The organism is Segetibacter aerophilus (assembly GCF_007991655.1).
Taxonomy (GTDB): Bacteria; Bacteroidota; Bacteroidia; order Chitinophagales; family Chitinophagaceae; genus Segetibacter; species Segetibacter aerophilus.
The window spans coordinates 188823-212163 of the sequence record NZ_BJYT01000001.1; the positions used below are offsets into that span (position 1 = coordinate 188823).

Sequence of the window (23341 nt, forward strand, 5' to 3'; positions counted from 1 at the left end):
TATGAAGCAATGGAAATTTTTACTGGTGATTTTATTGCTTGCAGCGTGCAATAATCAGTCTGAAAACAATAAGCCGCAACAAAACAAAACCAGCAATACTCTATACATAAGCGTTGATGAAAGTTTTCAACCTATTATTGAAGAAGAGTTAAAAGTTTTTAAATCTGCCTACCCTGATACTAAAGTAGTAGCTGAATATAAACCTGAGGCAGAATGTCTTAGAGATTTAGAAAAGGACAGCACTAAGATTGTTATTATTTCAAGAGAGTTGAACCGGGAAGAGACGAAGTTTTTTGATGGGAAAGTTGGTTTTAAACCAGAGTTTGGGCAGTTGGCGAAAGATGCGGTCACTGTTATTGTAAACTCCGAAAACCCGGACAGTTCTTTTACAGTGAACGAACTAAAGCAATTATTAGCAGGTAAAGGCAATGGTAAATTACAAGTTGCAATAGACGGCAATACTGCAACCAGTACGGTACGATATTTAAAGGACTCTCTTCTAGCCGGGGCTGCCTTTGGAAAAAATATTACGGGCGCAAAAAATAGCGAGGATTTAATTAATTACATTTCATCTACGCCATCTGCTATTGGTTTCGTGGGTATAAGCTGGATCACTAATCCACAGAGTAAACAGCAGGAAGATGCAATAGGTAAATTAAAGATGGCTTTGATAGAGTGTAAGAACTGTGAGGAGGGTACTTTTGCCCGGCCATCACAGCAAACTATAACATTTAACCAATATCCTTTGGTACGGGGATTGTATTATGTGCTCAAAGAAAACTATGCCGGTCTTGGTTCCAGATTTGTCGAATTCCTAAGTACAGAACGGGGGCAATTAATCTTTAGAAGAGCTTTACTGGTGCCTACTAAGATGAACTTTGGAAGGAGAAGAATAATTTAAAAGAAGTAAATAACAAACAACACAAAAAACAAAGAAACATGAAGAAACTTACGACCTTGTTATTAGCAGTTTTGTTATCGGGTAAATTATTACTTGCACAAACTGTTGATGAAGCAAGAAAGAGTTTATACTATGGACGAACAACTTCAGCCAGGCAAACTCTTGACAAACTGATAGCTGCAAATCCTAAAAATGCAGATGCAATTTATTGGCTTGGGCAGACATATCTGAACATGGATAGTATCGGAGGTGCAAGACAAGTGTATCAAAATGCGCTTAACAGCGGAGTAAATGATCCATTGATATGGGTTGGAATGGGACACGTAGAACTCCTCGAAGGAAAGAAAGATGCTGCACGTCAAAGGTTTGATGCGGCTATTACTGCAAGCATCAATAAGAAAAAAGAAAATCCAAATATTTTAAATGCAATTGGTCGTGCAGAAGCTGACGGTCCTGCTAATGTCGGAGACCCGGCTTTTGGTATTGACGTACTTAAAAGAGCTGCAGCGTTAGATCCAAACAATGCTGACATCTATACCAATCTTGGTATTAGTTATTTAAAACTTGGTCCTGATCAGGGTGGTAACGCTTACGAAGCTTTTGGTAACGCTTTGAGAGTAGATCCAAAAAATGCAAGAGCAAGTTATAGGTTAGGTAAAATCTTCCAGAGTCAGGGAAATAGTGAAAAATTCCTTGATTACTATAACACTGCAGCAACTGCCGATCCAAGTTTTGCGCCTGTTTATCTTGAGCTGTACGACTACTATGCAAACCGCGATGTAAACAAAGCAAAAGAGTATTTGGAGAAGTACATTGCTAACTCTGATAAAGATTGTAGCACCGACGCAGCCTATGCTGATTACCTTTTCCGCGCTGGTAAATACCAGGAGTCTTTGGATAAGGCGAAAGCTATGGAAAATGGTGGTTGTAAAAATTATCCTGGCCTAAAAGTTATCTATGCCTATGACTATGAAAGATTGGGAGACAGTTTACAGGCAAGACAAAATATTGAGTCATATTTAAGCACAGTGCCAGCTGATAAAGTAAAGCCAGCTATCTATGAATTTGCTGGAAAACTTTTGTTGAAATTTCCTGACCAATCAGCAGCAGCAACTCAATATTTAGAGAAAGCTATGAATGCTGACACGGTTCCTGCTAACAGGGTTGCTTACATCAATACTATCGCTGAGTCACTGGGTAAATCAGGTAACTATGCAGAGCAATTAAATTGGTATCGTAGACTTGCTGTAGCTAAACCTGATTTAAGTGCAAGAGATTTATATTTTATGTCTGACGCTGCATTGAGAGCAGGTAATTATGCCGCAGCTGATAGTTTTGGAGCCATGTATATCCAGAAATTCCCTGATCAACCTCAAGGTTATTCTGGTCGTGCAAAAGCAGCAATTGCAGCAGACGTAGATACTACGAAAGGTAGTGCTGTTCCTGCAGTGATGCAGTATATCCAGTACATGGAAAAGACAGATAAAGAAAAGTACAAGAACACTATCATTTCCAACTATGGATACTTAGTGTATGTGCATGCAAACGTCCAGAAAGATTACCCTGCAGCTTTAAAGGATTTAGAAGGTATTTTAGCTGTGGACCCAACAAACCAATATGCAACAGCTACTGTAGCACAGATCAAAAAAGCGATGGCCGGACCTCAAAAACAACCCGCTGCCACTCCGAAGAAATCGACTACGCCGGTAAAGAAACGAGCGTAACCAGATAGTTTAATAAAAAGAAAAGCTCCCTTTAAAAAAGGGAGCTTTTCTTTTTATTGGCCGCTCCCATAGCTTTGCAATTCTTAGATTAAAATTTTAAATCAGACGAACCGATGCCGGTAAACGAAACAAAGTACAAGGAAATAATATCAGAGCTTGCTCTTAAAAACGTGGCTCTCGTTGCCGTTAGTAAAATTCAATCCGTCGCTGATATAGGAAAGTTGTATGATCTTGGCCAAAGGGAATTTGGTGAAAACTACGTGCAGGAACTAGTTGAAAAGCAGCCTTTATTACCGGCCGATATTCGTTGGCATTTCATTGGTCATTTGCAAAGTAATAAAGTCAAATACATTGCGCCGTTTGTTCATCTGATCCAAGGCGTTGATAGTTTGAAGCTTCTTAATGAGATTAATAAACAGGCGAAGAAATTAGACAAACAGATTCATTGCTTATTGCAAGTGCACATTGCACAGGAAGAAACAAAGTTTGGTCTAGATGAAGTTGAACTTACAGAAGTTATGTCTGCCTTACACACCACTCCAACCAAACTGGCTAATGTTTTTATAGATGGGCTAATGGGTATGGCAAGCTTTAGCGACGACACAGAAAAGGTAAAGAAGGAAATGAGGTATTTGCAATCATTATTCAACAAGCATCAGACAAAGTCCGCACCGAACTGCAACTTTTCAATTCTCTCAATGGGTATGAGCGGAGACTATGAACTGGCAATACAGGAAGGCAGCAATATGGTAAGAATCGGAAGTTTACTTTTTGGTGCACGCCCTGCCAAATAGCTATCTGACCGCATCTCTTTTAGGGTCTTTCTTAATAAGCATGTACAAGACTACTCCTGCACCTATTGCCAGCAAAACTCCTATGATCCACGCCCAGTAATTAGTTTGGTATTGCTCCTCCACCGGCTGCTGAGGAGCAACTGTCTGGGAGAAAACAGCAGTCATGCATAAGATAAAAGCGGCAGTAAGAATCGGTTTCATAGCGGTTGTTTATAGAAGTAAATTTAATACAATAACTACTTTTTAGTAAAGTTGTAAGCATCGTAATCAATAAATTCATTTACCCGTAGTTCTATGGAAACAACCTTTTTATTGACAGTTTTAAATTTAACCCCAAAAAGGCCAAAACCTAGGTTGTTATATGTCAATAAGAATTCATCCTTGTCCATATAATCTAGCGTTGCTTTTAAATTGGTGTGACCTTTAAAATCTATTGATAGTCCCTTTCCCTGTGTGTCTGTTTCTATTGTCACGGGTCCGTATAGCTCGTTTTCATACGTTCCTACATAAGCAGTCAGATCAAGTGGCGGCTTTTTCCCCTGTACTCTGGCCTTCAAAGCATTTGTAGTTTTTACTGCATCGTCCAGTTCTTCTGTAAAACCGTTTAATAATGCTTTACTTCTGTTTATATATTTTACTCCCAGGTAAGCATCAAGAATCTGGTACCTCAATGCTTCGAAAAAGTTCTGGTTGTCGTTGTTTGTAAGAATGGTAATGCCTAAATTTTCTTCAGGTACAAAACAAGTGTTCGTAACAAAACCATCAGCCCCGCCTGTATGAAAATAAATTTGCTTACCATTATAATCAGCCATAAAAACACCCAAACCATAGCCCTGGAAATGGATAGGATAAACAGCTGAAGGCAGACTCCTTGTTATGGTGTTTATCTCCCGCGTCCTTCTCACAACGGGCCATTGCAAAACTCTTTTTCCTTCGTACCTCCCACTGTCTAATTGCATAAGAAGCCAGTGGCTTAAATCTTTCACGTTACTTACAATACTTCCGGCAGGCCCGAGGTTATCGACGTTGTCGTACGGTAATAGAGTCAGCTTTCCCGTGAAGCTGGTAGTATATGGTTTCGATGCATTGGCACGCTGACCAATTCCGTTGCCAAGTGTATGTGTGTTCGTCATGCCTAGCGGCACAATTAGACTGTCATAAATATAGACCTCCCAAGGCTTTCCGGTAACTACCGGAATGACCTCCCCTGCCGTAACAAAACAACTGTTGCAATAGCCATAACTCTGTCTAAAAATACCGGTAGGTTGCAGCAGCTTCATCTTATTTATGATTTGCTGTCTTCCAAGATTACTATTCCAAAAAACAAAATCTCCTTGGAAAGTTTTCGTGCCCAGTCGATGACTAAGAAGGTCGCGGATAGTAACTAAATCTGTTGTGTTTTTGTCGTACAAAGAGTAACCCTTTATGTACTTACTTACTTTGTCATCTATCGAAATCTTTTTATTGTATTCCAACTGGGAGAGGGCGGTGCCGGTAAACAATTTGCTGTTGCTCGCAATCATAAAAAGCGTGTTTTCGTCAACTGGCTCTTTCGTCTCTATATCACGCACGCCAAATCCTTTCATCACTACAGTCTTGCCATCTTTCACTATTGCAATAGAAAGCCCCGGAATGTTCCAATCCTTTAGCCCCTGGTTGATATAAGAGTCCAGGCTATCTGAAACAAAAGAAGGAGTACGTTTTTGAGCATTAAGGGTACCTATACAAAACAACCACAAACAAGTAACGATAAAATATTTTTGCATCAGGCTAAGTTAAGGCCCGAAAATACATAAAACCCGTTCGAAAATTTTTAAGAGGAATGTTGAAAGTTATGTAGTGAGCAGTACAAAAGCTGTCTGCTCCTGTTGCGTCGCACTCTTGTACACTTCTTGTTTACTCAGCTATTAATCGCCCAGCGCTTTACAAGCTTAAACAGAAGTTTACATTGAACCAATGATTCAAATCGTTGTATTATTCCTTCACCAGACCAAACCGTTTTACTACAAAAACTATTGGTAAACTATTTTTCCAATCTTTCCTTTCTCGCCTGCAAGAAATACTTGTTTTCCTTTGCTTACCATACAAACATTAAAACTTTCCAAGCTGGCTTTTTTCCACTCTTTCTGACCGTTCTCGGCATAATCTACTCCGGTGGGACCGCACGCAACAAGCGTTTTATCTTTTATAATCCGAACGCAACTCCTATACCCTAAGGGTGGCCCGACGGAAGGGGATCCCCATTTGTTGCCTGCGTCAGTAGTGTAGAAATAGTTGTCGAAATAATCCTTGGGTACCTTATAATCTCCACCAATACAGTAGATCGTTTTTTGTTTATCTGTAGCCATTGAAAACGTGCCTGCAGTTTCCTTTCCCTGCAGCAGCGGCGTGGCAACAACCTTACTTTTTTTACCCGGCCGCCCTATCATATACAAATTTGAAACTGTTCCACCTGTAACAAAGGCAAACTCAAAATCAGGGTTGTCTAAAAAGGAAATGTTTGTACCACTTGCAGAAAAAATTGCTTCGCCCGTTTGTGCCGGAGGCATCTGGTACATAGGTGCTTCCTTCCATGTTTCGCCGCCGTCAAAAGTTCTTATGATATAAAACAGTCTTCGATTGACACCTCCAAGATTTAAAGGGTCGCCTATACAGATGCCTTCCTTTTCATTTTTAAAATCCATTGGGTCGAGAAACATTCCCTCCATTGCACGTTCAAACACCTTTTTCCACGTCAATCCACCATCAATTGTTTTTACTATATAGGCAGGATTATCAACCGCCATTGCAATGGCAGTACTACTGTCAAAAGCGTCGATATCTCTAAAATCCTTTTTCTCAAAGCCCGGTACTACCATCCACTTCCATGTAGCGCCTGCATCTACAGATCTGCCAATTGTGCCATTGCTGCCACTAACCCAAATTACTTGGTCAGAAGGTATGCTCATGCCGCGTAAACTTGTGTTTGTTCCTGTCGTTAGTACCTGTACTCCCACACTTTTTTGAGCAATTATGGTAGAACTAAAAAAGGCGAAAAAAAAGAAAAGAATAATGGACATCCTCATAAAAGCAATTTGAGTAAAATTAGTTGATGCAGGTTTTAGTAAACGTTCTTTGTACCCTAAAAACATTCATTCCGTTTAAAAGGTGTAAAATAAAAAGAGGCCGTCATTTTACTGACGAGCCTCAAAAAATACCCCCCAAAGTTTAATAGCGTATTAAAATAAAATCGTGTGTTCGATCAAAGTTGCATTAGCTGCAGAGTGGATGAAATTCCGTGATATAGAAAGAAGAAGTTGTCACCCTTGGGTGACAACGATAAAATATTTTACAATAATCCTTCTTTTTTTAAATAAAGCGCTGCGTCAACTGTGTTGTCAAAGTCATGGTGAAAGAAGTCTCTCGCCTTTTTGAGAAAACGGCTGTAGTACTGGTGAAGATCGTCTATTGGTATATCTAGTAAGTCTGCCAATTGCTTTTGCTTGATGCCTGGTTCGTATGCAATTTTTCTTGCTACCTGCATTTCCTTAGGGGAGAATACTTTTAGTTTTAGAAAATGTTCAACAGCTCTCTGCAAGATTTCTCCACCTCTCTCATCAGTCTCCCCGGTTGCTGTGAAAAACTTGGGACCAAGAGGTTCGCCATTATATTCGTCGCTAATAATGGTGAACTCATGCAGGCAAGCAGTAAGCCTGTTATTAATGTCGTATTGAAAAACGGAAGAAATTTTATTGGCTAACACATAATGTCCCTTATAATGCTTCAAAGCTATAAGGCTGCTATATCTCTGCACCATAAAGTTGAGCGCGTACTTGCCAATGCAGAGCGTATTGTACAAATGCAAAGCAATCATTTGAACAGCCTTTCGCCTGCCAGGATGAATAATGTCAAGATACTTTTTCATTGAAAAATCTCTTTCACTATAGCCCAACCATCTTTCAATCCCGTACGGCTGTTCTATTTCGTAGTGTTCAAGATTTGTAATAAAAAAGAAGCGACGGCTGCCAATAGTTTCTTTTAAAGAAGCAATTTCTTTTTGCTGTTGCTCTATAGAAACGGCGTATTGTATCGGTTGAGGAGGAATAAGAGATAAGACGTGAGATTTAAAGACAGGGTAATCGAATGTAATATTCGTCTTCATAATCTTCAGCTGGGTTTAGGTTGGTAAGGTTAGATTGAAAGCTAGTCCTCGTGGTAAATATCTGAATATTTACAATATTTCGTCGATAAATTTTAAACTTAAAATTGTGGCTGATAAGTAAATATTTAAAGGGGCTACGCAAACAAAACAGGAGCCGTGAAAAATTTATCTGTTACCGCGCCTCCTATAAATTTTTTGCACAAAAAACTGCCAATTGTTAAAAAACAAAAATTTTATAGGCTCCGTTACAAATTATATTTGCGTGTTAGTCCTTTCAGAAATAATGGGAAGATGGCTGATTTTGATGGGAAGTAACAGCAGTAATTTGAAGGACACACGCCTTGATGATTAAAAAGTAAAAGTACAAGTGAGTGACACAACGAGTGTTGATAGGAGTTGGAAAGTTGGTCACGAAAAACAGTTTATGCTTTTGATAGTATTGAGCAATTAATAACAACGACGTAAACAAGAAATGGCAGAGAAAATACAACAAGGGGATTATAACGAAGACAGTATACGTAGCCTTGATTGGCGCGAGCACATCCGTTTGCGGCCTGGAATGTACATTGGTAAATTAGGCGACGGCAGCAGTCCCGATGATGGCATTTATGTAATGATAAAGGAGGTGATAGATAATTGCATCGATGAGCACACAATGGGCTACGGAAAAAACGTGGAGCTAACAATTGCTGAAAAATCAGTAACCGTAAGAGACTTCGGTCGTGGAATTCCCTTGGGTAAAGTGGTAGATGTAGTGAGTAAAATAAATACGGGGGCTAAATATGATAGTAAAGCGTTTCAGAAAAGTGTAGGCTTAAACGGGGTCGGTACGAAGGCGGTAAACGCATTAAGCACATATTTTAAAGTAACAGCTTTTCGTGACGGCCGGCAGAAAACGGCCGAGTTTCAAAACGGTGTTTTGCTAAAAGAGTCGAAGGAAAAAGACACCACAGAGCCAAATGGAACCTTAGTGACGTTTACTCCGGACGAGACCATTTTCAAGAATTATCATTTCATCAATGATTATATCGAAAACCAATTGTGGAACTATTGCTACCTGAACGCAGGACTTGTAATTAACTATAACGGCAAAAAATATGTAAGTAAAAATGGTTTGCTCGATTTGTTGCAACGACGCACGAATGCGGATGAAATTCGTTACCCGATAATGCACTTAAAAGGCGAGGATGTTGAGATCGCAATAACCCATAACAATGATTACGGTGAAGACTTGTACTCTTTTGTGAACGGGCAATACACGACCCAGGGAGGAACTCATCAGCAAGCATTTAGAGAGGCATTTGTAAAAGTTGTGCGTGACTTTTACAAGAAAGACTACGAAGCAGCAGATATACGGGGAAGCATTTGCGCCGCCATTTCCATTCGTGTGCAGGAACCTGTTTTTGAGAGCCAGACCAAGACTAAGTTGGGTTCATTAACTGTCTATGATGGTGGTCCGACCATGCGGAATTTTATGGTTGATTTTCTTAATAAAGAGCTGGACAATTACCTGCATAAAAACCCTCAAACTGCTGATGCATTAAGGAAGCGTATAGAGCAAAGCGAGCGGGAACGAAAAGAACTGGCAGGGATAAAAAAGCTGGCCAACGAGAGGGCTAAGAAAGCAAACCTGCACAACAAAAAGTTGCGTGATTGCAAGTTTCATTACAACGACGAAGCTGAAGGAAGAAATAAGGAGGAGATTATAGAGAAGCGAAATCAAACCACCGTTTTCATTACCGAAGGAGACAGCGCAAGTGGCTCAATTACAAAAAGCAGGAGAGTAGATACACAGGCTGTTTTTAGCTTGCGTGGAAAGCCTTTGAATTGCTATGGACTTACAAAGAAGGTGGTATATGAGAACGAAGAATTCAACTTGCTGCAACACGCTCTAAACATAGAGGACGGGCTTGAAGGATTGCGGTACAATAACATTGTACTAGCTACCGATGCCGACGTTGATGGAATGCACATTCGCCTGCTGATGCTTACATTCTTTTTACAGTTCTTTCCTGATCTTGTTAAGAATGGACATCTGCATATTCTAGAAACGCCACTCTTTAGAGTGCGAAATAAGAAGCAAACGATCTACTGCTACAACGAAACTGAGAAACAGGAAGCCATTAAAAAATTAGGAGAGAAGCCTGAGATTACAAGATTTAAAGGGTTGGGTGAAATAAGCCCTGAAGAGTTTGCCCGGTTTATTGGAGACGATATAAAACTGCAGCCGGTAATGTTGTTGCCGGAAACACATATTCAACAATTGCTCGAATATTATATGGGCAAGAACACGATGCAGCGTCAGGAATTTATCATTGACAATCTTAAGATTGAATTAGACCTTACAGAAGATGTAGAGCATGATATTGAAGAGGCAAAAGTCGAAGCTGTAGCAGAACATATTTCTGAAGAAGTGGCTGCTTGATAAGCAGGACCTTTAAGCTTTTAGTAGTCGTTTTAATATTCATAACTTTTGATTGGGCCGTGTTAAGATTGCCTTTTGAAAGAACCTCAGTTTTTCATGCCATTGCTGATTATGAAGCCAGCTTTTATACTGCTATCTTGCTTTAATTGCGTTACACACTTCTAGTGCTGAAAGTCATGGACAAAAGCTTGGCAAAGCTTTGAACAATTATTAATAAAGATTTAAAAAACACCATAGTTTCTGGTATGATACACGTTGTTTTTGAAGAAGCCAATATCGAAGCATTAAGAAAGAGCTTTGAATTAGACTCTGCATTGCAGGGTGAAATTGTATCGATACAAGATGACTATGCAGTCGGGCCTATTACAAATAGTTTTAGTAAAGAAGGTGCTGAAGATCGCCGTAACTGGTGGAGAGAAATTTTGAAAGACGGACACTATACTGGAATTGCAGATGACGGTCATCTAGACGATGAAAAAGAGGTTGCAGAACTAAAAATTAAACTGGCAGAAAATCCAGAGGAAGTTGTTTGGATTTGGGCGGCGCAGAACAAGCACGATGTGTCAGGTTATTATTGGTTGATGAGTCAGTTGAAAGATTTCCAGGGTAGAATTTTTATTCTGTATCTCAATAATCTTCCTTTTATCAACGAAAAGGGAAACATTTTTTATCCAACAAGTTTGTTTCAAATTCAACCAAAAGAGTTTGTAAAAGCGAAAAAGCTTGCAAGGCCAATTACTTTAAGTGAGTTTGAAATTGATCCGGATGAATGGATGAAATTGGCCCGCGAAAATAAAGGCGTCCGCTTGTTAGAAGGAGGAAAGAAGCTTGTTCAAAAAGAATATGACTACTACGATAGCGAGTTTTTGAATTTCATTCCAAAAGAGTGGACAAAGGGTTTAAAGCTTTTTCAACAGTATTACAGCAAAGTGAAAAATACCACCGGTGATGCTTACCTCTTGTGGAGATTGAAGCAATTTATTGCAGATGGAAAAGTTGAGATGCAGGGGAACATGCAAAACATGAAAGAGTTTGAAGTCCGGTTAGCAGGTGCAGAAGCTACGCAGCTCATAGAAGCAAAAGAGGCAGAAATATTATAAACGTTATATACCCAAATTATGAAAAGGGCCAGCTTAATTGTTATCGTTACGGTTTTCTTTTTCAACCAGGCTTTTGCACAATCGGTTCAAGAGAAGTTGGATGCTTATATGCAGGCTCTCACAAAATATGCTGGCTTTAATGGGTCGGTGCTGGTAGCGAAAGGCGGAGATATTTTACTCGAAAAAGGATACGGTTTTAGAAATGCCGACGCGGGTACCATCCATGACGCAAATTCTGTTTTTCAGATCGGTTCGGTTACGAAGCAGTTCACATCCAGCATTATTCTACGTCTTGCTTCCGAAGGAAAACTCTCTTTAAAAGACACACTGAGCAAATACTTCCCTGAATACCAGTATGCAAAAAAGATAACTATTGAGAATTTATTGAACCATGTCTCGGGTATTTACAATTATACTCAGAATGCTGATTTCATGCAAAATCACGTGACAGAACCTTTAAGCCAAACTTCTTTCTGGGGTATGATTAAAGACAAACCGCTCAACTTTGAACCTGGGTCAAATTATAATTATAGCAATTCCGGTTACCTCATTCTTGGTTATCTAATAGAGAAAGTAACCGGCCAACCATATGAACGTGTTGCCAGGAAATATTTGTTTGAACCTGCTGGTATGACTCATTCTGGTTTCGATTTCACGCATCTTGCTTCACCTGTCAAATCTGTTGGTTATATGGCGTTGACTAAGGACGCAAAAACTCCTGCGCCGATTGTAGATTCGACTGTTGCTTTTTCGGCTGGCGCTATTTATTCAACTGTTCACGACCTGTATAATTGGAACACGGCCTTAAACTCGGGCAAAATAATTCAAAAAAAAAATTTAGAGAAAGCTTACACACCGTATAAACAGAAGTATGGTTACGGCTTTGGTATTGACAGTGTTTTTGGCAAAAGACTAATTAGCCATGGTGGTGGTATTCATGGTTTTGTTTCTGATCTTGCTTACGTGCCTGAAGATAAAGTAAGTGTGGTACTGCTTTCTAACAAGCCCTACCAACTATCTGTTGTCGAGCGTGACCTTTTAGCCGTACTATATAACCAACCCTATAAGCTGGCAGAGGAACAAAAAGAAGGGAAAGTAGACACTGCTACTTTGAACAAATATGTGGGAGAATATGAATTAGCGTCAACTTTTAAAATTACTGTTGTCCAGGTAGGTGGCGGACTGAAAGCGCAGGCAACCGGGCAACCTCAATTCGATTTATTTGCCGAATCAGAAAATATATTTTTTTATAAGGTAGTAGAAGCAAAAATTGAATTTGTTAGAAATGGAAAAGGAGAGGTTGAAAGTTTGATACTGCATCAGAGCGGAGCAAACATTCCGGGGAAAAAAATTAAGTAATGCAGATTAAGGGCATTCATCATATCGCTATTTTGACAGACCGCTACGAGGAAAGCAAAAAGTTTTACACTGACATTCTTGGTTTCAGTATTTTGAATGAAACGTACCGTAAGGAGCGCGACAGTTACAAACTAGATTTAGCCATTGAGGGAAAATATTGCATAGAGCTGTTTTCATTCCCCGACTATAAAGAAAGAAACAGCTTTCCGGAATCAAAGGGATTGAGACACCTGGCTTTTGCGGTAAATGATGTAGCAGAATGGATTGTCTTTTTACGGAGCAATAATGTACAAGTGCAAGATGTTAGAATAGATGAGATCACGAATAAAAAATTTACTTTTTTTTACGATCCCAATGGCCAGCCGTTGGAATTGTACGAAGGTTAACATGAGAAATATAAATGACGACAGAAACAGCAAACGAACTAACTAACAATGAAAGTGGCGTAACCGGGCAGTATAAAAACTGGTTCCTCGACTATGCATCTTATGTGATTCTTGAGAGAGCTGTGCCGGCTATCGAAGACGGGTTTAAGCCAGTGCAACGCCGTATTCTTCATGCAATGAAGGAGATGGATGACGGCCGCTTTAACAAAGTAGCCAACATCATCGGGCAGAGCATGCAGTACCATCCGCACGGTGATGCTTCCATTGGGGATGCTCTGGTGAACATGGGCCAGAAAGAGTTGCTGATCGAAACCCAGGGTAATTGGGGGGATGTAAGAACGGGCGATGCTGCCGCTGCACCGAGATACATAGAAGCAAGACTCAGCAAGTTTGCTTTAGATGTTGCGTTCAATAACAAAACGACTGAATGGCAACTTAGCTACGACGGAAGAAAGAATGAGCCGGTAACGTTGCCAATGAAATTCCCGATGCTGCTTGCACAGGGAGCAGATGGTATTGCTGTCGGACTTTCTACGAAAATTCTACCTCATAATTTCTGTGAGCTGATTGAGGCGTCTATAAAATATCTGCGCGGTAAAACTTTTACGATCTATCCTGACTTTCAAACCGGAGGAATGATAGATGTCTCCAATTACAACGAAGGTAAGCGGGGAGGAAAAGTAAGGGTCAGGGCCAAGATTGATGAGTTGGATAAAAAGACACTCGTCATTCACGACGTGCCCTATGGTGTGACCGTTTCTACCTTATGTGACAGCATTGTAAAAGCGAATGATGCCGGCAAGATTAAGATTAGAAAGGTAACCGACGCTACTGCCGCTGCAGTTGAAATTATTATTGACCTCGCTGCTGGTATTTCACCTGATATCACCATTGATGCCTTGTATGCTTTTACAGATTGTGAAGTAAGTATTTCGCCTAATGCCTGTGTAATAGTTGATCAGAAGCCGCACTTTCTAACGGTACAGGACCTACTGAAAATATCAGCCGACAATACAAAGACTCTGCTTCAAAAAGAGCTTCAGATAAAGCTTGGAGAGTTGCAGGAGAAATGGCATTATACTTCTCTCGAAAAAATCTTCTTCGAAGAGAAGATTTATAAGGAACTGGAAAAGAAACATGAAACATGGGAGAAGGTGTTAGCAGCTATTGAAAAAGCTTTTGTTCCGTATGCAATAAAACTGCGAAGAAGTGTTACAAGGGAAGATGTACTGAAGCTTACAGAAAAACCTGTGCGGCGCATCTACCGGTTAGACATAGATGAGTTGAACGCACAGATAAAAGGTATCGAGGGCGAGATCGACCAGGTGCAATATAACCTCGAGCATCTTACCGATTATGCGGTGGCGTACTATGAAGGTTTATTGAAGAAATACGGAAAAGGCCGTGAAAGAAAAACGGAGATCAGGCAGTTCGATGTAATTACTGCAAGGTCTGTGGCCATAGCCAACACGAAAGTTTACATGAACAGGGCGGAAGGATTCGTTGGCCTCGGTCTAAAAAAAGATGAGCTGATAGCAGAGTGTAGCGAATTAGACGACATCATTGTTTTTACTAAGGCTGGCAAGATGAAAGTGGTAAGGGTTTCAGACAAAGTTTTTATTGGTAAAGACATTATTCATGCAGCTGTATTTCAAAAGAACGACGAACGTACTACGTACAACGTTATTTATGTAGATGGTGCAAGTGGGGTAAGTTTTGCCAAGCGTTTTAATGTCACCGGTATAACCCGCGATAAAGAATATGACCTTACAAAAGGCTCCGAAAAAAGCAGGGTTCATTATTTTTCCGCTAACCACAATGGCGAAGCTGAAGTAGTCAAAATCATACTAAGTCCAAACAGTGCGGCCAAGAAGAAAGAGTTTGATTTTTATTTTGAGGAGCTTGATATTAAAGGTCGCGGCAGCATGGGCAACCAGGTTACCAAACATCCCATTAAAACAGTTAGGTTTAAGGAGGCAGGCAGAAGCACTTTAACGGGAAGAAAGCTGTGGTTTGATAGTAAGTTTGGTCGACTGAATAACGAAGAAAAAGGTGAGTACCTGGGAACGTTTGAGGAGGAAAAGCTCTTGGTAATCTATGACGATGGTAATTATGAGATCACTGATACTGAGCTTACCCAAAGATTTGAACCGGAGAAGATTTTACTGATTGAAAAATTCAAGCCTGAAAAGGCAATAACTGCCGTTTATCTTGATTCAGAAAAAGGGCAGTATAACATTAAAAGGTTTAAGATCGAAACCACTTCGATTAAAACAAAATTCTTATTTATAAAAGAAGGTAAAGGAAACCGGCTTGAAGCTGTGACCTCCGATGAAGAGCCTGTATTGTTGCTGCACAACCGTATTGGTGCGCAGGCATCAACTCAAAAAATACAGATTGCAGGTTTCGTTGAAATAATGGGTTGGAAAGCTATTGGCAATAAGCTGGTCAACTATTCAAAAGATGTAGAAATGGAATGGGAAACCAAAGCCGAGGAAGGTGATGTGCAGACTAAGTTATTTTAAATTGTAGCAAGCAGTTGTTACTAAATGCGTCTTTAGTTGCGACGCTCCGTTTTGACTTTATTATCTGTATTCAGCGAGTGGCGCTAAGAAAGTCGATTGCAACTTTACCGCCAGAACGGAGCGTCGCAAGAAAAGAACGATAAAGAATTAAAGCTGGCCAACTGGGACTTCAAAAGCAAGCACTAATTGTGTCGAATTGTGTCGAACTATCTTGACTTGCTTTTAGAAGTTATATACCCGTTAAAACTAATATTCTGCCTGTTATTACTTAAAACCTGCAGAGTAGCATAGCCGTCCTGTGATACGGTTAAAAACATTTGCCTTACATCTTTTGTGTCATTTGGCAGTATAGTAATGTCCCATCCACCTTTCTTTCTTTCCTTAGTGATATAAGAAAATTTAGTCGAAGTAAAGTGAATGCCTCCTTCAGAAGGGTTCATTGGAGCTACATAAGCACGACCGAAATAAGGCAGGTCAGTAACAACAGTATCGCTGGATAGCCTTACGGCATAAGTAGTGGTAAGGTTTATATTACGACCTGTTGCCGGATAGGCGTTCTGAGCAATAAATACAAAATCTTTTGATTGTACCAGGCTTTCTATTTCTGCTATTTTTTCTTCCTTTTTATCTTTTTTTGACTCCTGCGCAAACGCGAATTGTAGCGACAGAAGGGAAGCAGCAAACAATAAAAAGAATCGATTGAGAGATATATTCAATTTCATTTTTACACTATTTTTTGCTCTAATCTTTCAAAGCATATACCAGTCAGTGATGATGAAATCTGTTTTAAGAAAGTAATAAGTTAAAGTAGATCCTCTTACCACAATGGGATGATGTGAGTAACATTTCCGGGTCTTGCTTTTTATTCACAAAGCCGCCCGGATGTCTTGATAGCCACCCTTCAAGCCGCCCGAACATTACCAAAACCTCTAATTTCGTTTATATTTACTAAGTATAGTAAACACATGGCTAATCGTATAAAGAAGAAGAGTCCGCCACCTCCCAACCCTGCTAAATTGTCGCCCGACAAGCAGGAAGATGTGACGGTAAAAGAAATTGTGAAAGATGAACGTACGTACAAAATTGCAGGTACTATTAGTCTTCTGGTCGCGCTATTTCTATTTGTCGCGCTGGCCTCTTATGCCTTTACTTGGCAGGATGATCAATCGCTGATATTTAAATTTAGCGGTGTTAAGATTTTTAGCGCGGAAGATGTTCACGTCAACAACCTGCTTGGTGTGCTTGGCGCGTATGTAGCCCATTCTTTCATTTATAAAGGATTTGGTGTCGCCTCGTTCCTTTTTTGCAGCTTCTTCTTCGTACTAGGGATAAACCTGCTATTTGGCAGGAAAGTATTTTCCCTTAAGAGAAATGCGAGGTATGTCTTCACTGGTCTTCTCGTCATCAGTGTTACCCTTGCCTTTATTTTTAGAAATAGTCATTTTAGTTATGGTGGCGCATATGGAGAATTACTTACCGGTTGGCTTATTAAGTGGATTGGTGTAGTTGGAACAGGGCTAGTGCTGCTCGTTGCCGGCTTCAGCTATTTTGTCTGGCGTTTTAATCCAACGTTCACGTGGCCCGAGAAAAAGTTGGCTGCTTTTGCAGGTACTAATGCAAGCATGGCTCCTGAACCTCAGCCGCAAACTGAAGAAGCGGATAATAATGAGTCGTATATCCTGAAACAGTATAAGAGCGATGACAATGCCGATGAGGCAAGATTATACATTGAGAAAGAAGTAGCGGTTTCAAGCAATAAGCTTAAAAAGGAAGGTAAGGGAGTAGTTGTATTAATGCCGGAAGATGATATTATGTCTGAATATCCTTTGCACGACTTGAGGTTAGTAGAGAAGGAAGAGGACGAACCAGCAAACGTTGTAAGCAAAGAGGAACCCGAAGAGGAATACCGCGAAGTAAACGACTTATTTAAGTTAGAAATAAAGGAAGTTCAGCCGGATGAAGAAGTTGAACCTGTTATAGAAATGCAGGTTGATGAGGCGGTTAAAAAGCACCCTTTTAAAACATTAGAACCGGAGGAATTTGACCTGGAAATGGAAATCAAATCTGTGCCTGTTTTTGAGGATGATGTGGTGGAAGAAGTGCAGCCCTCGAAGCGAGATCTTAAGCTTTCTCCCTATGACCCGATGCTCGACCTGAGGGACTACAAGTATCCTTCGCTCGAACTGTTAGAGACGCATGGCAGTGAGAAAATTGTACATGATCCGGTTGAGTTGGAGAACAACAAAAATCAAATTATTGCTACGCTAAAAAACTACGATATCGCTATACAGCGTATTGCTGCAACCGTAGGTCCAACAGTTACGTTGTACGAAATTGTTCCCGCCCCCGGTGTTCGTATTAGCCGTATCAAAAATCTGGAGGACGATATTGCCTTGAGCCTTGCAGCTTTAGGTATTCGTATCATCGCCCCAATTCCCGGCAAAGGAACCATAGGTATAGAGGTTCCTAACGTAACGAAGCGCGTAGTGAGCATGAAGACTTTGCTGTCATCAGAAAAGTTTCAGCACAACACGTATTCACTGCCAATTGCCATTGGTAAAAAGATTGACAACGAAAACTTTATTGTTGACCTTGCTACCATGCCTCACTTGCTAATGGCGGGTGCTACTGGGCAGGGTAAATCTGTCGGACTAAACGCAATACTGGTTTCGCTGTTGTACAAGAAACATCCGTCGCAGTTGAAGTTTGTTTTGGTGGATCCAAAGAAGGTTGAGTTGAGCATTTACAAATCCATCGAAAAACACTTCCTGGCCAGACTTCCCGGCGAAGAAGACAGCATTATCACTGACACTAAAAAGGTAGTACATACTTTAAATGCACTTTGCATTGAAATGGATAATCGCTACGACCTGTTGAAGGAAGCCGGTTGCCGTAACATAAAAGAGTACAATGATAAGTTTGTTGCCCGTCGTTTAAATCCTGAGAAAGGTCACCAGTTCCTGCCGTTCATTGTCTTGGTAGTAGACGAGTTTGCTGATCTTATTATGACTGCAGGTAAAGAAGTTGAGATGCCGATTGCCCGTCTTGCGCAGCTGGCCCGTGCTGTTGGTATCCACCTGATTATTGCAACACAACGTCCTTCTGTAAATATCATTACAGGTACTATAAAGGCAAACTTTCCTGCCCGTATTGCCTTCAAAGTTTCCAGCAAGATTGATAGCCGAACCATTTTGGACGCCGGTGGTGCTGAGCAGTTGATTGGTAAAGGTGACATGCTTATCAGCTTCAATGGGGAGATAACACGTTTGCAGTGTGCTTTTGTTGACACCCCTGAAGTGGACAGTATCACCGATTATATTGGAGATCAACGCGGCTATCCGCAAGCGTTTTTATTGCCGGAGTATGTTGACGAAAAAGAGCTTGAGAGCAAAGATTTTGACAGTGGTAGTCGGGACCCATTATTTGAAGATGCTGCTCGCCTGGTAGTAAGCAGCCAGATCGGAAGTACATCTCTTATTCAGCGCAGAATGAAACTTGGTTACAACCGTGCAGGCCGCTTAATGGACCAGCTTGAGGCTGCCGGAATTGTAGGTCCGAACCAAGGCAGCAAGGCGCGGGAAGTGCAGGTAAAAAATGAGATGGAACTCGAGGAAATCCTGGAAGGGTTTTTAAACTAGCCTCCTTTTTAGCAACATTTTTATAAGATTAGAATTAAGTCGGTATTTTTTAATACCGGCTTTTGTTTTTCATAGCTTCATCCTTGCGACGCAATCTGTTCACCAGCAAATCGTATTGCATCTTATGGGTGCATTTGCTGGTATTTCAACTTCCACTCGCACACCTTATTCCAGCTCCGTAACTCTTCATCTTTTAACAAAAGAGGTTTAAACAATTAAATGCCCTCTTTGTCTCAAAACAATAATATTGCATTTTTAAAATAGAGATTCATGAAGAAGATATACTACCTCATTATAGCCCTAACTTTTATTGCCGGTTCTGCTAGCGCCCAGAGTGATCCAAACGCTAAAAAGGTTTTAGATGCAGTAAGCGCTAAATTGAAAACTTTTAAAGGCGTCACAGCGAACTTTACCGTGGTTTCAAGGGGAGCTTCAGGAAAGGTGAATCATAGCGCTGCCGGTAAAATTTATATCAAGGGAAACAAGTACTACATCAAACAAGGAGCGACCGAAATTTTTAGCGACGGAAACAAGACCTGGAATTATAATGGCAACAATGAAGTAACAGTGACTCCCGTTGACGAAGCCGACAATGCGCTTACTCCCCAAACGCTGCTTACTAATTTTTACGACAATGATTTTACTTACAAACTTGTTTCTTCCGCAGGCACTTATAACCAGATCCAATTAATACCGATTGATAAGCGTAAAAACTACAAGCAACTGAATGTTTCTGTAGATAAGTCGAAGACGATGATCACAAAGGCGCGGGTACAGGATAGAAACAATAATACCATCGATTTTAATTTGAGCAACATTAATACTGCAGCAAATATCCCTGACAATACTTTCGTTTTCAACAAAAACAAATACAAGAAAAATATTGAAGTAATTGAATAAACTTCTTCAAAAATTACAAACTAAACCGTCTCTGTAAAGGACGGTTTTTTTAATACATCAAACTTGTATCTTGCAGTATCTCAAGTAAGTAACATGAAGCATCTGCCTTTAAGTCCCCAAATTTTTATAAAGAATAGAGAAAGGTTTGTAAAAGAATTGAAACCCGGAAGCATCGCTATTTTTAATAGTAACGACGAGGTTCCTTCGAATGGCGATGCGATTTATACCTTCGTTCAAAACAGCGATTTATACTGGCTGACTGGAATAGAGCAGGAAGACACCATGCTGATACTTTTTCCCAACAACCCCGACGAAAAATACAGGGAAGTACTTGTCTTGTTACGTCCAAATGAAACGAAAGAAAAGTGGGACGGAAAAAGATTGAGGGCAAATGAAGCAACAGAGATTTCCGGAATAAAAACAATCGTATGGTTAGATGCTATAGATGCATTGTTACAAACATGGGTACACCTGGCAGATAACGTCTATTTAAATACAAACGAAAACGATCGCAAGGGCAATTTGCTGGAAACAAGAGACTACCGTTTTGCGAAGGAATTCATGCAGCGATACCCATTACACAAATATGAACGTTCAGCAAAAATTTTAAAAGGCATTCGCGCGGTCAAAACAGCTGAAGAGATTGAGGTAATGAAGGAAGCAATCGCTGTAACCGAAAGCGCCTTTAGAAGGTTGCTCGACTTTATTCATCCTGGAGTAATGGAGTGTGAAATTGAGGCCGCAATCGTGCACGAGTTTCTAAGAAAAAGGTGCAGGGGAGTAGCTTATAACAGCATTATTGCGAGCGGCGACCGGGCGAGAACGCTACACTATGTTTTCAATAACCAGGAGTGCAAAGATGGCGAATTAGTGCTGATGGACTTCGGCGCAAACTATGGTGGATACAACGCCGACCTTACCCGTACGGTACCCGTTAACGGTAAGTTTACTCCACGCCAAAGGGAAGTGTATAATGCTTGTTTACATCTGCACAATTTTGCAAAAGGTCTTTTAAAACCTGGCATATCTATAGTTGATTATACAGACAAAGTCGGTGATGAAGCTACAAAGCAATTCATCAAGATTGGTTTGTTGAATGACGAGGATGTAAAAAATGAAGACAGGGAAAACCGGGCTTATCGCAAATATTTGTATCATGGCATTTCTCATCACCTTGGGGTAGATGTACATGACCTGGGGACAAGAGTAGAACCAATACAAGCAGGTATGGTATTTACCGTAGAACCTGGCATTTATATAGAAGAAGAAGAGATGGGAATACGAATTGAAAACAATCTTTGGATAACGGAGAATGGAAATGTCGATTTGATGGAAAACATTCCAATTACAGTCGAAGAAATAGAATACCTGATGCAGGCAAAGCCTACAGCTAAGTAAGAACCTTTTTGCCGCTATAATCGAAATATCACTAAAATAAAATCTACCCTTTCCCTGGAGTAACGTTTACACTTAATGAAACAATTACCCAACATATTTACCCTTCTCAATCTGTTTTTTGGTTGTATCGCAATCGTTTTTATTCTTCAGAATGGAATGGTTCCTGTTACCGATCAAAACGGCGAGCTAGTGCTGATGCTTCCCGAGAAAATCTATTGGGCATCTGCCTTTATAGGGATCGCCGCGGTTATAGATTTTCTTGACGGACTGGTAGCCCGAATGCTTAACCTTAGTTCTGAAATGGGGAAACAGCTGGATAGCTTGGCAGACGTCGTCAGCTTTGGTGTCGCTCCGGGAATTATCATTTACCAGTTTCTCCGCCTTGCGTATGCACAACAAGAAGATGGGATGGAAATATCCTCTCTATGGTTATTGCCCGCTTTTATTGTTCCTTGTGCGGGAGCGTTTAGACTGGGAAGATTCAATCTTGACAAAGAACAGTCTTTTGGATTTAAGGGAGTTCCCATTCCTGCCGCCGGGTTATTAATTGCATCGTTCCCTTTAATTTATTGGTATTCTAACAGTACGATCGCAATTCGTCTCATGTTAAGTCCTTGGTTTTGGTATGCCCTTATAATTGTCATAGCTTATTTAATGATTTGTACGCTTCCAATGATGGCGCTAAAGTTCAAAGGGTTAAGTTTTAAAAACGATCTTCCTAAATTTATTTTGGTAGGCATAGCTGTTGTCGCCGGAGTCATTTTTCACTGGTTAGCTGTGCCCGTTGTTTTCGTGGCTTATGTCGCGCTATCGCTCGCAATGCCCGGCTATGCACGTGGAAGTAAAGCAACAAATGAAGACTTTGCTGCAAATTCCGTTCAGTAACTTATACATTACACATTCGCCTCTATTTCCTCATTCACCTTACATTTGCAGCTTCAAATAATTTCCATGACATATAACGTTCAGATAAAAGTAATGCCGCTTAAAGATTTACTTGATCCCCAGGGAAAAGCGGTATTAGGAGGTTTGCTTAACCTTGGCTTGAAGGGAGTGGAAGAGGTAAGAATCGGCAAACACATTACTTTGCAAATTGATGCTGACAGCGAAGATGCTGCAAAACAAGTAGCCGAAGAAGCCAGTAAAAAACTGCTTGCAAACCCGGTGATGGAGTTTTACGAAATCGAAATGATTAATTAAGCAATTGCTGGATTCGAGAAAATATCAGTCGAAGCATTTTTTTTGATACCAACTGACCAACTTTACTTAACATCTTTGTGTCACTCGCTTGTACTGGTTTACCTATTTTCGGCTTTAGTTTAATTGCTAAGTTGATGCTCTGTCCTTAACCTTATTTCAGCACCAGACTCTAATGCTTTATATAGTTCCAACACCCCTTGGCAATTTAAAAGATATCACGCTTCGTTCTTTAGAAGTACTTAAGAGTGTTGATGTCATTCTTGCAGAGGATACGCGAACATCTTCTAAGTTGTTGCAGCATTACAACATCTCAAAACCTATATCGCCCTACCATCAACACAACGAACATAAGATTGCTTCACACATAGCCGATCAGCTACTTGCAGGAAAAACCTTTGCATTAATAACAGACGCCGGTACTCCCGGAATTTCTGACCCAGCATTTTTATTGGTAAGAGAATGTGCAAAGCATAATATCAAAGTAGAAACACTACCAGGTGCCACCGCATTTGTTCCAGCCCTGGTTAATAGCGGCTTGCCTATTACGCGATTTACCTTTGAAGGTTTTTTGCCCTTAAAAAAGGGAAGGCAAACATTGCTAAAAAGGCTCGCAGACGAAGATCGAACGATGGTTTTTTATGAAAGCCCAATGCGGCTCGTGAAGACGCTGACAGAGTTTATAGAATATTTCGGAGCAGAAAGGCAGTGTTGTGTTAGCAGGGAGTTAACAAAAATGTTTGAAGAAAATAAACGGGGAAGTTTGCACGAAGTTTGTCAGCACTTCAGCGAAAAAAATGTGAAGGGTGAAATAGTTATAGTGGTGCAGGGCGCACCTTAATTTATAAACAAA

The 23341-nt window shown here is 40.4% G+C and carries 19 protein-coding genes; 14 read left to right on the forward strand and 5 right to left on the reverse strand.

Annotated features, from left to right (window positions below; translation table 11 throughout):
* Nucleotide 1: 1 nt before the first annotated feature.
* The 3 genes from SAE01_RS00780 to SAE01_RS00790 all read left to right on the forward strand — a co-directional run bounded on the left by SAE01_RS00780 (nucleotide 2) and on the right by SAE01_RS00790 (nucleotide 3419).
* The gene (locus SAE01_RS00780; RefSeq protein ID WP_170234045.1) at nucleotides 2-901 is read left to right on the forward strand and encodes a PstS family phosphate ABC transporter substrate-binding protein; all 900 of its coding nucleotides are present in this window, start codon (nucleotides 2-4) and stop codon (nucleotides 899-901) included.
* A gap of 38 nt (nucleotides 902-939) precedes the next feature.
* Complete coding sequence (locus SAE01_RS00785) at nucleotides 940-2625, forward strand: tetratricopeptide repeat protein (RefSeq protein ID WP_147201623.1); 1686 nt, start codon at nucleotides 940-942, stop codon at nucleotides 2623-2625.
* A 113-nt stretch (nucleotides 2626-2738) separates the two neighbouring features.
* Nucleotides 2739-3419 (forward strand): YggS family pyridoxal phosphate-dependent enzyme, encoded by a 681-nt coding sequence (locus SAE01_RS00790; protein ID WP_147201624.1) that lies wholly within the window; start codon nucleotides 2739-2741, stop codon nucleotides 3417-3419.
* On the opposite strand, the gene SAE01_RS00795 is transcribed toward SAE01_RS00790, so the two are convergent.
* The 4 genes from SAE01_RS00795 to SAE01_RS00810 form a co-directional block, all read right to left on the reverse strand.
* The gene (locus SAE01_RS00795; protein WP_147201625.1) at nucleotides 3420-3620 is read right to left on the reverse strand and encodes a hypothetical protein; all 201 of its coding nucleotides are present in this window, start codon (nucleotides 3618-3620) and stop codon (nucleotides 3420-3422) included.
* 35 nt (nucleotides 3621-3655) lie between these two features.
* Nucleotides 3656-5185, reverse strand: coding sequence for a serine hydrolase (locus SAE01_RS00800; RefSeq protein ID WP_147201626.1), 1530 nt, complete (start codon nucleotides 5183-5185; stop codon nucleotides 3656-3658).
* Nucleotides 5186-5431: 246 nt separating this feature from the next.
* Nucleotides 5432-6550 (reverse strand): WD40/YVTN/BNR-like repeat-containing protein, encoded by a 1119-nt coding sequence (locus tag SAE01_RS00805; protein ID WP_147201627.1) that lies wholly within the window; start codon nucleotides 6548-6550, stop codon nucleotides 5432-5434.
* 197 nt (nucleotides 6551-6747) lie between these two features.
* Nucleotides 6748-7560 (reverse strand): hypothetical protein, encoded by an 813-nt coding sequence (locus tag SAE01_RS00810; RefSeq protein ID WP_147201628.1) that lies wholly within the window; start codon nucleotides 7558-7560, stop codon nucleotides 6748-6750.
* Nucleotides 7561-8032: 472 nt separating this feature from the next.
* Between SAE01_RS00810 and SAE01_RS00815 the strand changes: the two genes are divergently transcribed.
* The 5 genes from SAE01_RS00815 to SAE01_RS00835 all read left to right on the forward strand — a co-directional run bounded on the left by SAE01_RS00815 (nucleotide 8033) and on the right by SAE01_RS00835 (nucleotide 15355).
* Nucleotides 8033-9985: a DNA topoisomerase IV subunit B gene (locus tag SAE01_RS00815; RefSeq protein WP_147201629.1), complete on the forward strand. Its 1953-nt coding sequence runs from the start codon at nucleotides 8033-8035 to the stop codon at nucleotides 9983-9985.
* A gap of 245 nt (nucleotides 9986-10230) precedes the next feature.
* Nucleotides 10231-11085 carry a DUF1835 domain-containing protein gene (locus SAE01_RS00820; protein ID WP_147201630.1) on the forward strand — a complete coding sequence of 285 codons (855 nt, stop codon included), beginning with the start codon at nucleotides 10231-10233 and terminating at the stop codon, nucleotides 11083-11085.
* Nucleotides 11086-11103: 18 nt separating this feature from the next.
* Nucleotides 11104-12444, forward strand: coding sequence for a serine hydrolase (locus SAE01_RS00825; protein WP_147201631.1), 1341 nt, complete (start codon nucleotides 11104-11106; stop codon nucleotides 12442-12444).
* Entirely contained in the window at nucleotides 12444-12830 is a 387-nt protein-coding gene (gloA2, locus tag SAE01_RS00830) for an SMU1112c/YaeR family gloxylase I-like metalloprotein (RefSeq protein ID WP_147201632.1), read from the forward strand. Before SAE01_RS00825 ends, gloA2 begins: the two co-directional genes overlap by 1 nt.
* Before the next feature lie 14 nt (nucleotides 12831-12844).
* Entirely contained in the window at nucleotides 12845-15355 is a 2511-nt protein-coding gene (locus SAE01_RS00835) for a DNA gyrase/topoisomerase IV subunit A (RefSeq protein WP_147201633.1), read from the forward strand.
* Between the two features lie 206 nt (nucleotides 15356-15561).
* Here SAE01_RS00835 and SAE01_RS00840 read toward each other — a convergent pair whose 3' ends face one another.
* The gene (locus SAE01_RS00840) at nucleotides 15562-16077 is read right to left on the reverse strand and encodes a DUF4251 domain-containing protein (RefSeq protein ID WP_147201634.1); all 516 of its coding nucleotides are present in this window, start codon (nucleotides 16075-16077) and stop codon (nucleotides 15562-15564) included.
* Nucleotides 16078-16320: 243 nt separating this feature from the next.
* Here SAE01_RS00840 and SAE01_RS00845 point away from each other — a divergent pair, with 243 nt between their 5' ends.
* From SAE01_RS00845 to rsmI, 6 genes are all read left to right on the forward strand, one after another.
* Nucleotides 16321-18993 (forward strand): DNA translocase FtsK, encoded by a 2673-nt coding sequence (locus tag SAE01_RS00845; protein WP_147201635.1) that lies wholly within the window; start codon nucleotides 16321-16323, stop codon nucleotides 18991-18993.
* Nucleotides 18994-19263: 270 nt separating this feature from the next.
* On the forward strand, nucleotides 19264-19893 hold the full coding sequence (gene lolA1 / locus SAE01_RS00850; protein ID WP_147201636.1) for an outer membrane lipoprotein periplasmic chaperone LolA1: 630 nt from the start codon (nucleotides 19264-19266) through the stop codon (nucleotides 19891-19893).
* A 93-nt stretch (nucleotides 19894-19986) separates the two neighbouring features.
* A complete protein-coding gene (locus SAE01_RS00855) occupies nucleotides 19987-21291 on the forward strand; it encodes an aminopeptidase P N-terminal domain-containing protein (RefSeq protein ID WP_147201637.1) in 1305 nt (434 codons plus the stop codon).
* A gap of 75 nt (nucleotides 21292-21366) precedes the next feature.
* Complete coding sequence (locus SAE01_RS00860; protein ID WP_147201638.1) at nucleotides 21367-22176, forward strand: CDP-alcohol phosphatidyltransferase family protein; 810 nt, start codon at nucleotides 21367-21369, stop codon at nucleotides 22174-22176.
* A 66-nt stretch (nucleotides 22177-22242) separates the two neighbouring features.
* Nucleotides 22243-22491: a phosphoribosylformylglycinamidine synthase subunit PurS gene (gene purS / locus SAE01_RS00865; RefSeq protein WP_147201639.1), complete on the forward strand. Its 249-nt coding sequence runs from the start codon at nucleotides 22243-22245 to the stop codon at nucleotides 22489-22491.
* A 172-nt stretch (nucleotides 22492-22663) separates the two neighbouring features.
* Nucleotides 22664-23329 carry a 16S rRNA (cytidine(1402)-2'-O)-methyltransferase gene (gene rsmI, locus SAE01_RS00870; protein ID WP_147201640.1) on the forward strand — a complete coding sequence of 222 codons (666 nt, stop codon included), beginning with the start codon at nucleotides 22664-22666 and terminating at the stop codon, nucleotides 23327-23329.
* Nucleotides 23330-23341 lie beyond the last annotated feature (12 nt).

Coding starts and splice junctions, on each gene's coding strand:
- SAE01_RS00780 (WP_170234045.1), top strand. CDS start 2: ATGAAGCAATGGAAATTTTTACTGGTGATTTTATTGCTTGCAGCGTGC.
- SAE01_RS00785 (WP_147201623.1), top strand. CDS start 940: ATGAAGAAACTTACGACCTTGTTATTAGCAGTTTTGTTATCGGGTAAA.
- SAE01_RS00790 (WP_147201624.1), top strand. CDS start 2,739: ATGCCGGTAAACGAAACAAAGTACAAGGAAATAATATCAGAGCTTGCT.
- SAE01_RS00795 (WP_147201625.1), bottom strand. CDS start 3,620: ATGAAACCGATTCTTACTGCCGCTTTTATCTTATGCATGACTGCTGTT.
- SAE01_RS00800 (WP_147201626.1), bottom strand. CDS start 5,185: ATGCAAAAATATTTTATCGTTACTTGTTTGTGGTTGTTTTGTATAGGT.
- SAE01_RS00805 (WP_147201627.1), bottom strand. CDS start 6,550: ATGTTTTTAGGGTACAAAGAACGTTTACTAAAACCTGCATCAACTAAT.
- SAE01_RS00810 (WP_147201628.1), bottom strand. CDS start 7,560: ATGAAGACGAATATTACATTCGATTACCCTGTCTTTAAATCTCACGTC.
- SAE01_RS00815 (WP_147201629.1), top strand. CDS start 8,033: ATGGCAGAGAAAATACAACAAGGGGATTATAACGAAGACAGTATACGT.
- SAE01_RS00820 (WP_147201630.1), top strand. CDS start 10,231: ATGATACACGTTGTTTTTGAAGAAGCCAATATCGAAGCATTAAGAAAG.
- SAE01_RS00825 (WP_147201631.1), top strand. CDS start 11,104: ATGAAAAGGGCCAGCTTAATTGTTATCGTTACGGTTTTCTTTTTCAAC.
- gloA2 (WP_147201632.1), top strand. CDS start 12,444: ATGCAGATTAAGGGCATTCATCATATCGCTATTTTGACAGACCGCTAC.
- SAE01_RS00835 (WP_147201633.1), top strand. CDS start 12,845: ATGACGACAGAAACAGCAAACGAACTAACTAACAATGAAAGTGGCGTA.
- SAE01_RS00840 (WP_147201634.1), bottom strand. CDS start 16,077: ATGAAATTGAATATATCTCTCAATCGATTCTTTTTATTGTTTGCTGCT.
- SAE01_RS00845 (WP_147201635.1), top strand. CDS start 16,321: ATGGCTAATCGTATAAAGAAGAAGAGTCCGCCACCTCCCAACCCTGCT.
- lolA1 (WP_147201636.1), top strand. CDS start 19,264: ATGAAGAAGATATACTACCTCATTATAGCCCTAACTTTTATTGCCGGT.
- SAE01_RS00855 (WP_147201637.1), top strand. CDS start 19,987: ATGAAGCATCTGCCTTTAAGTCCCCAAATTTTTATAAAGAATAGAGAA.
- SAE01_RS00860 (WP_147201638.1), top strand. CDS start 21,367: ATGAAACAATTACCCAACATATTTACCCTTCTCAATCTGTTTTTTGGT.
- purS (WP_147201639.1), top strand. CDS start 22,243: ATGACATATAACGTTCAGATAAAAGTAATGCCGCTTAAAGATTTACTT.
- rsmI (WP_147201640.1), top strand. CDS start 22,664: ATGCTTTATATAGTTCCAACACCCCTTGGCAATTTAAAAGATATCACG.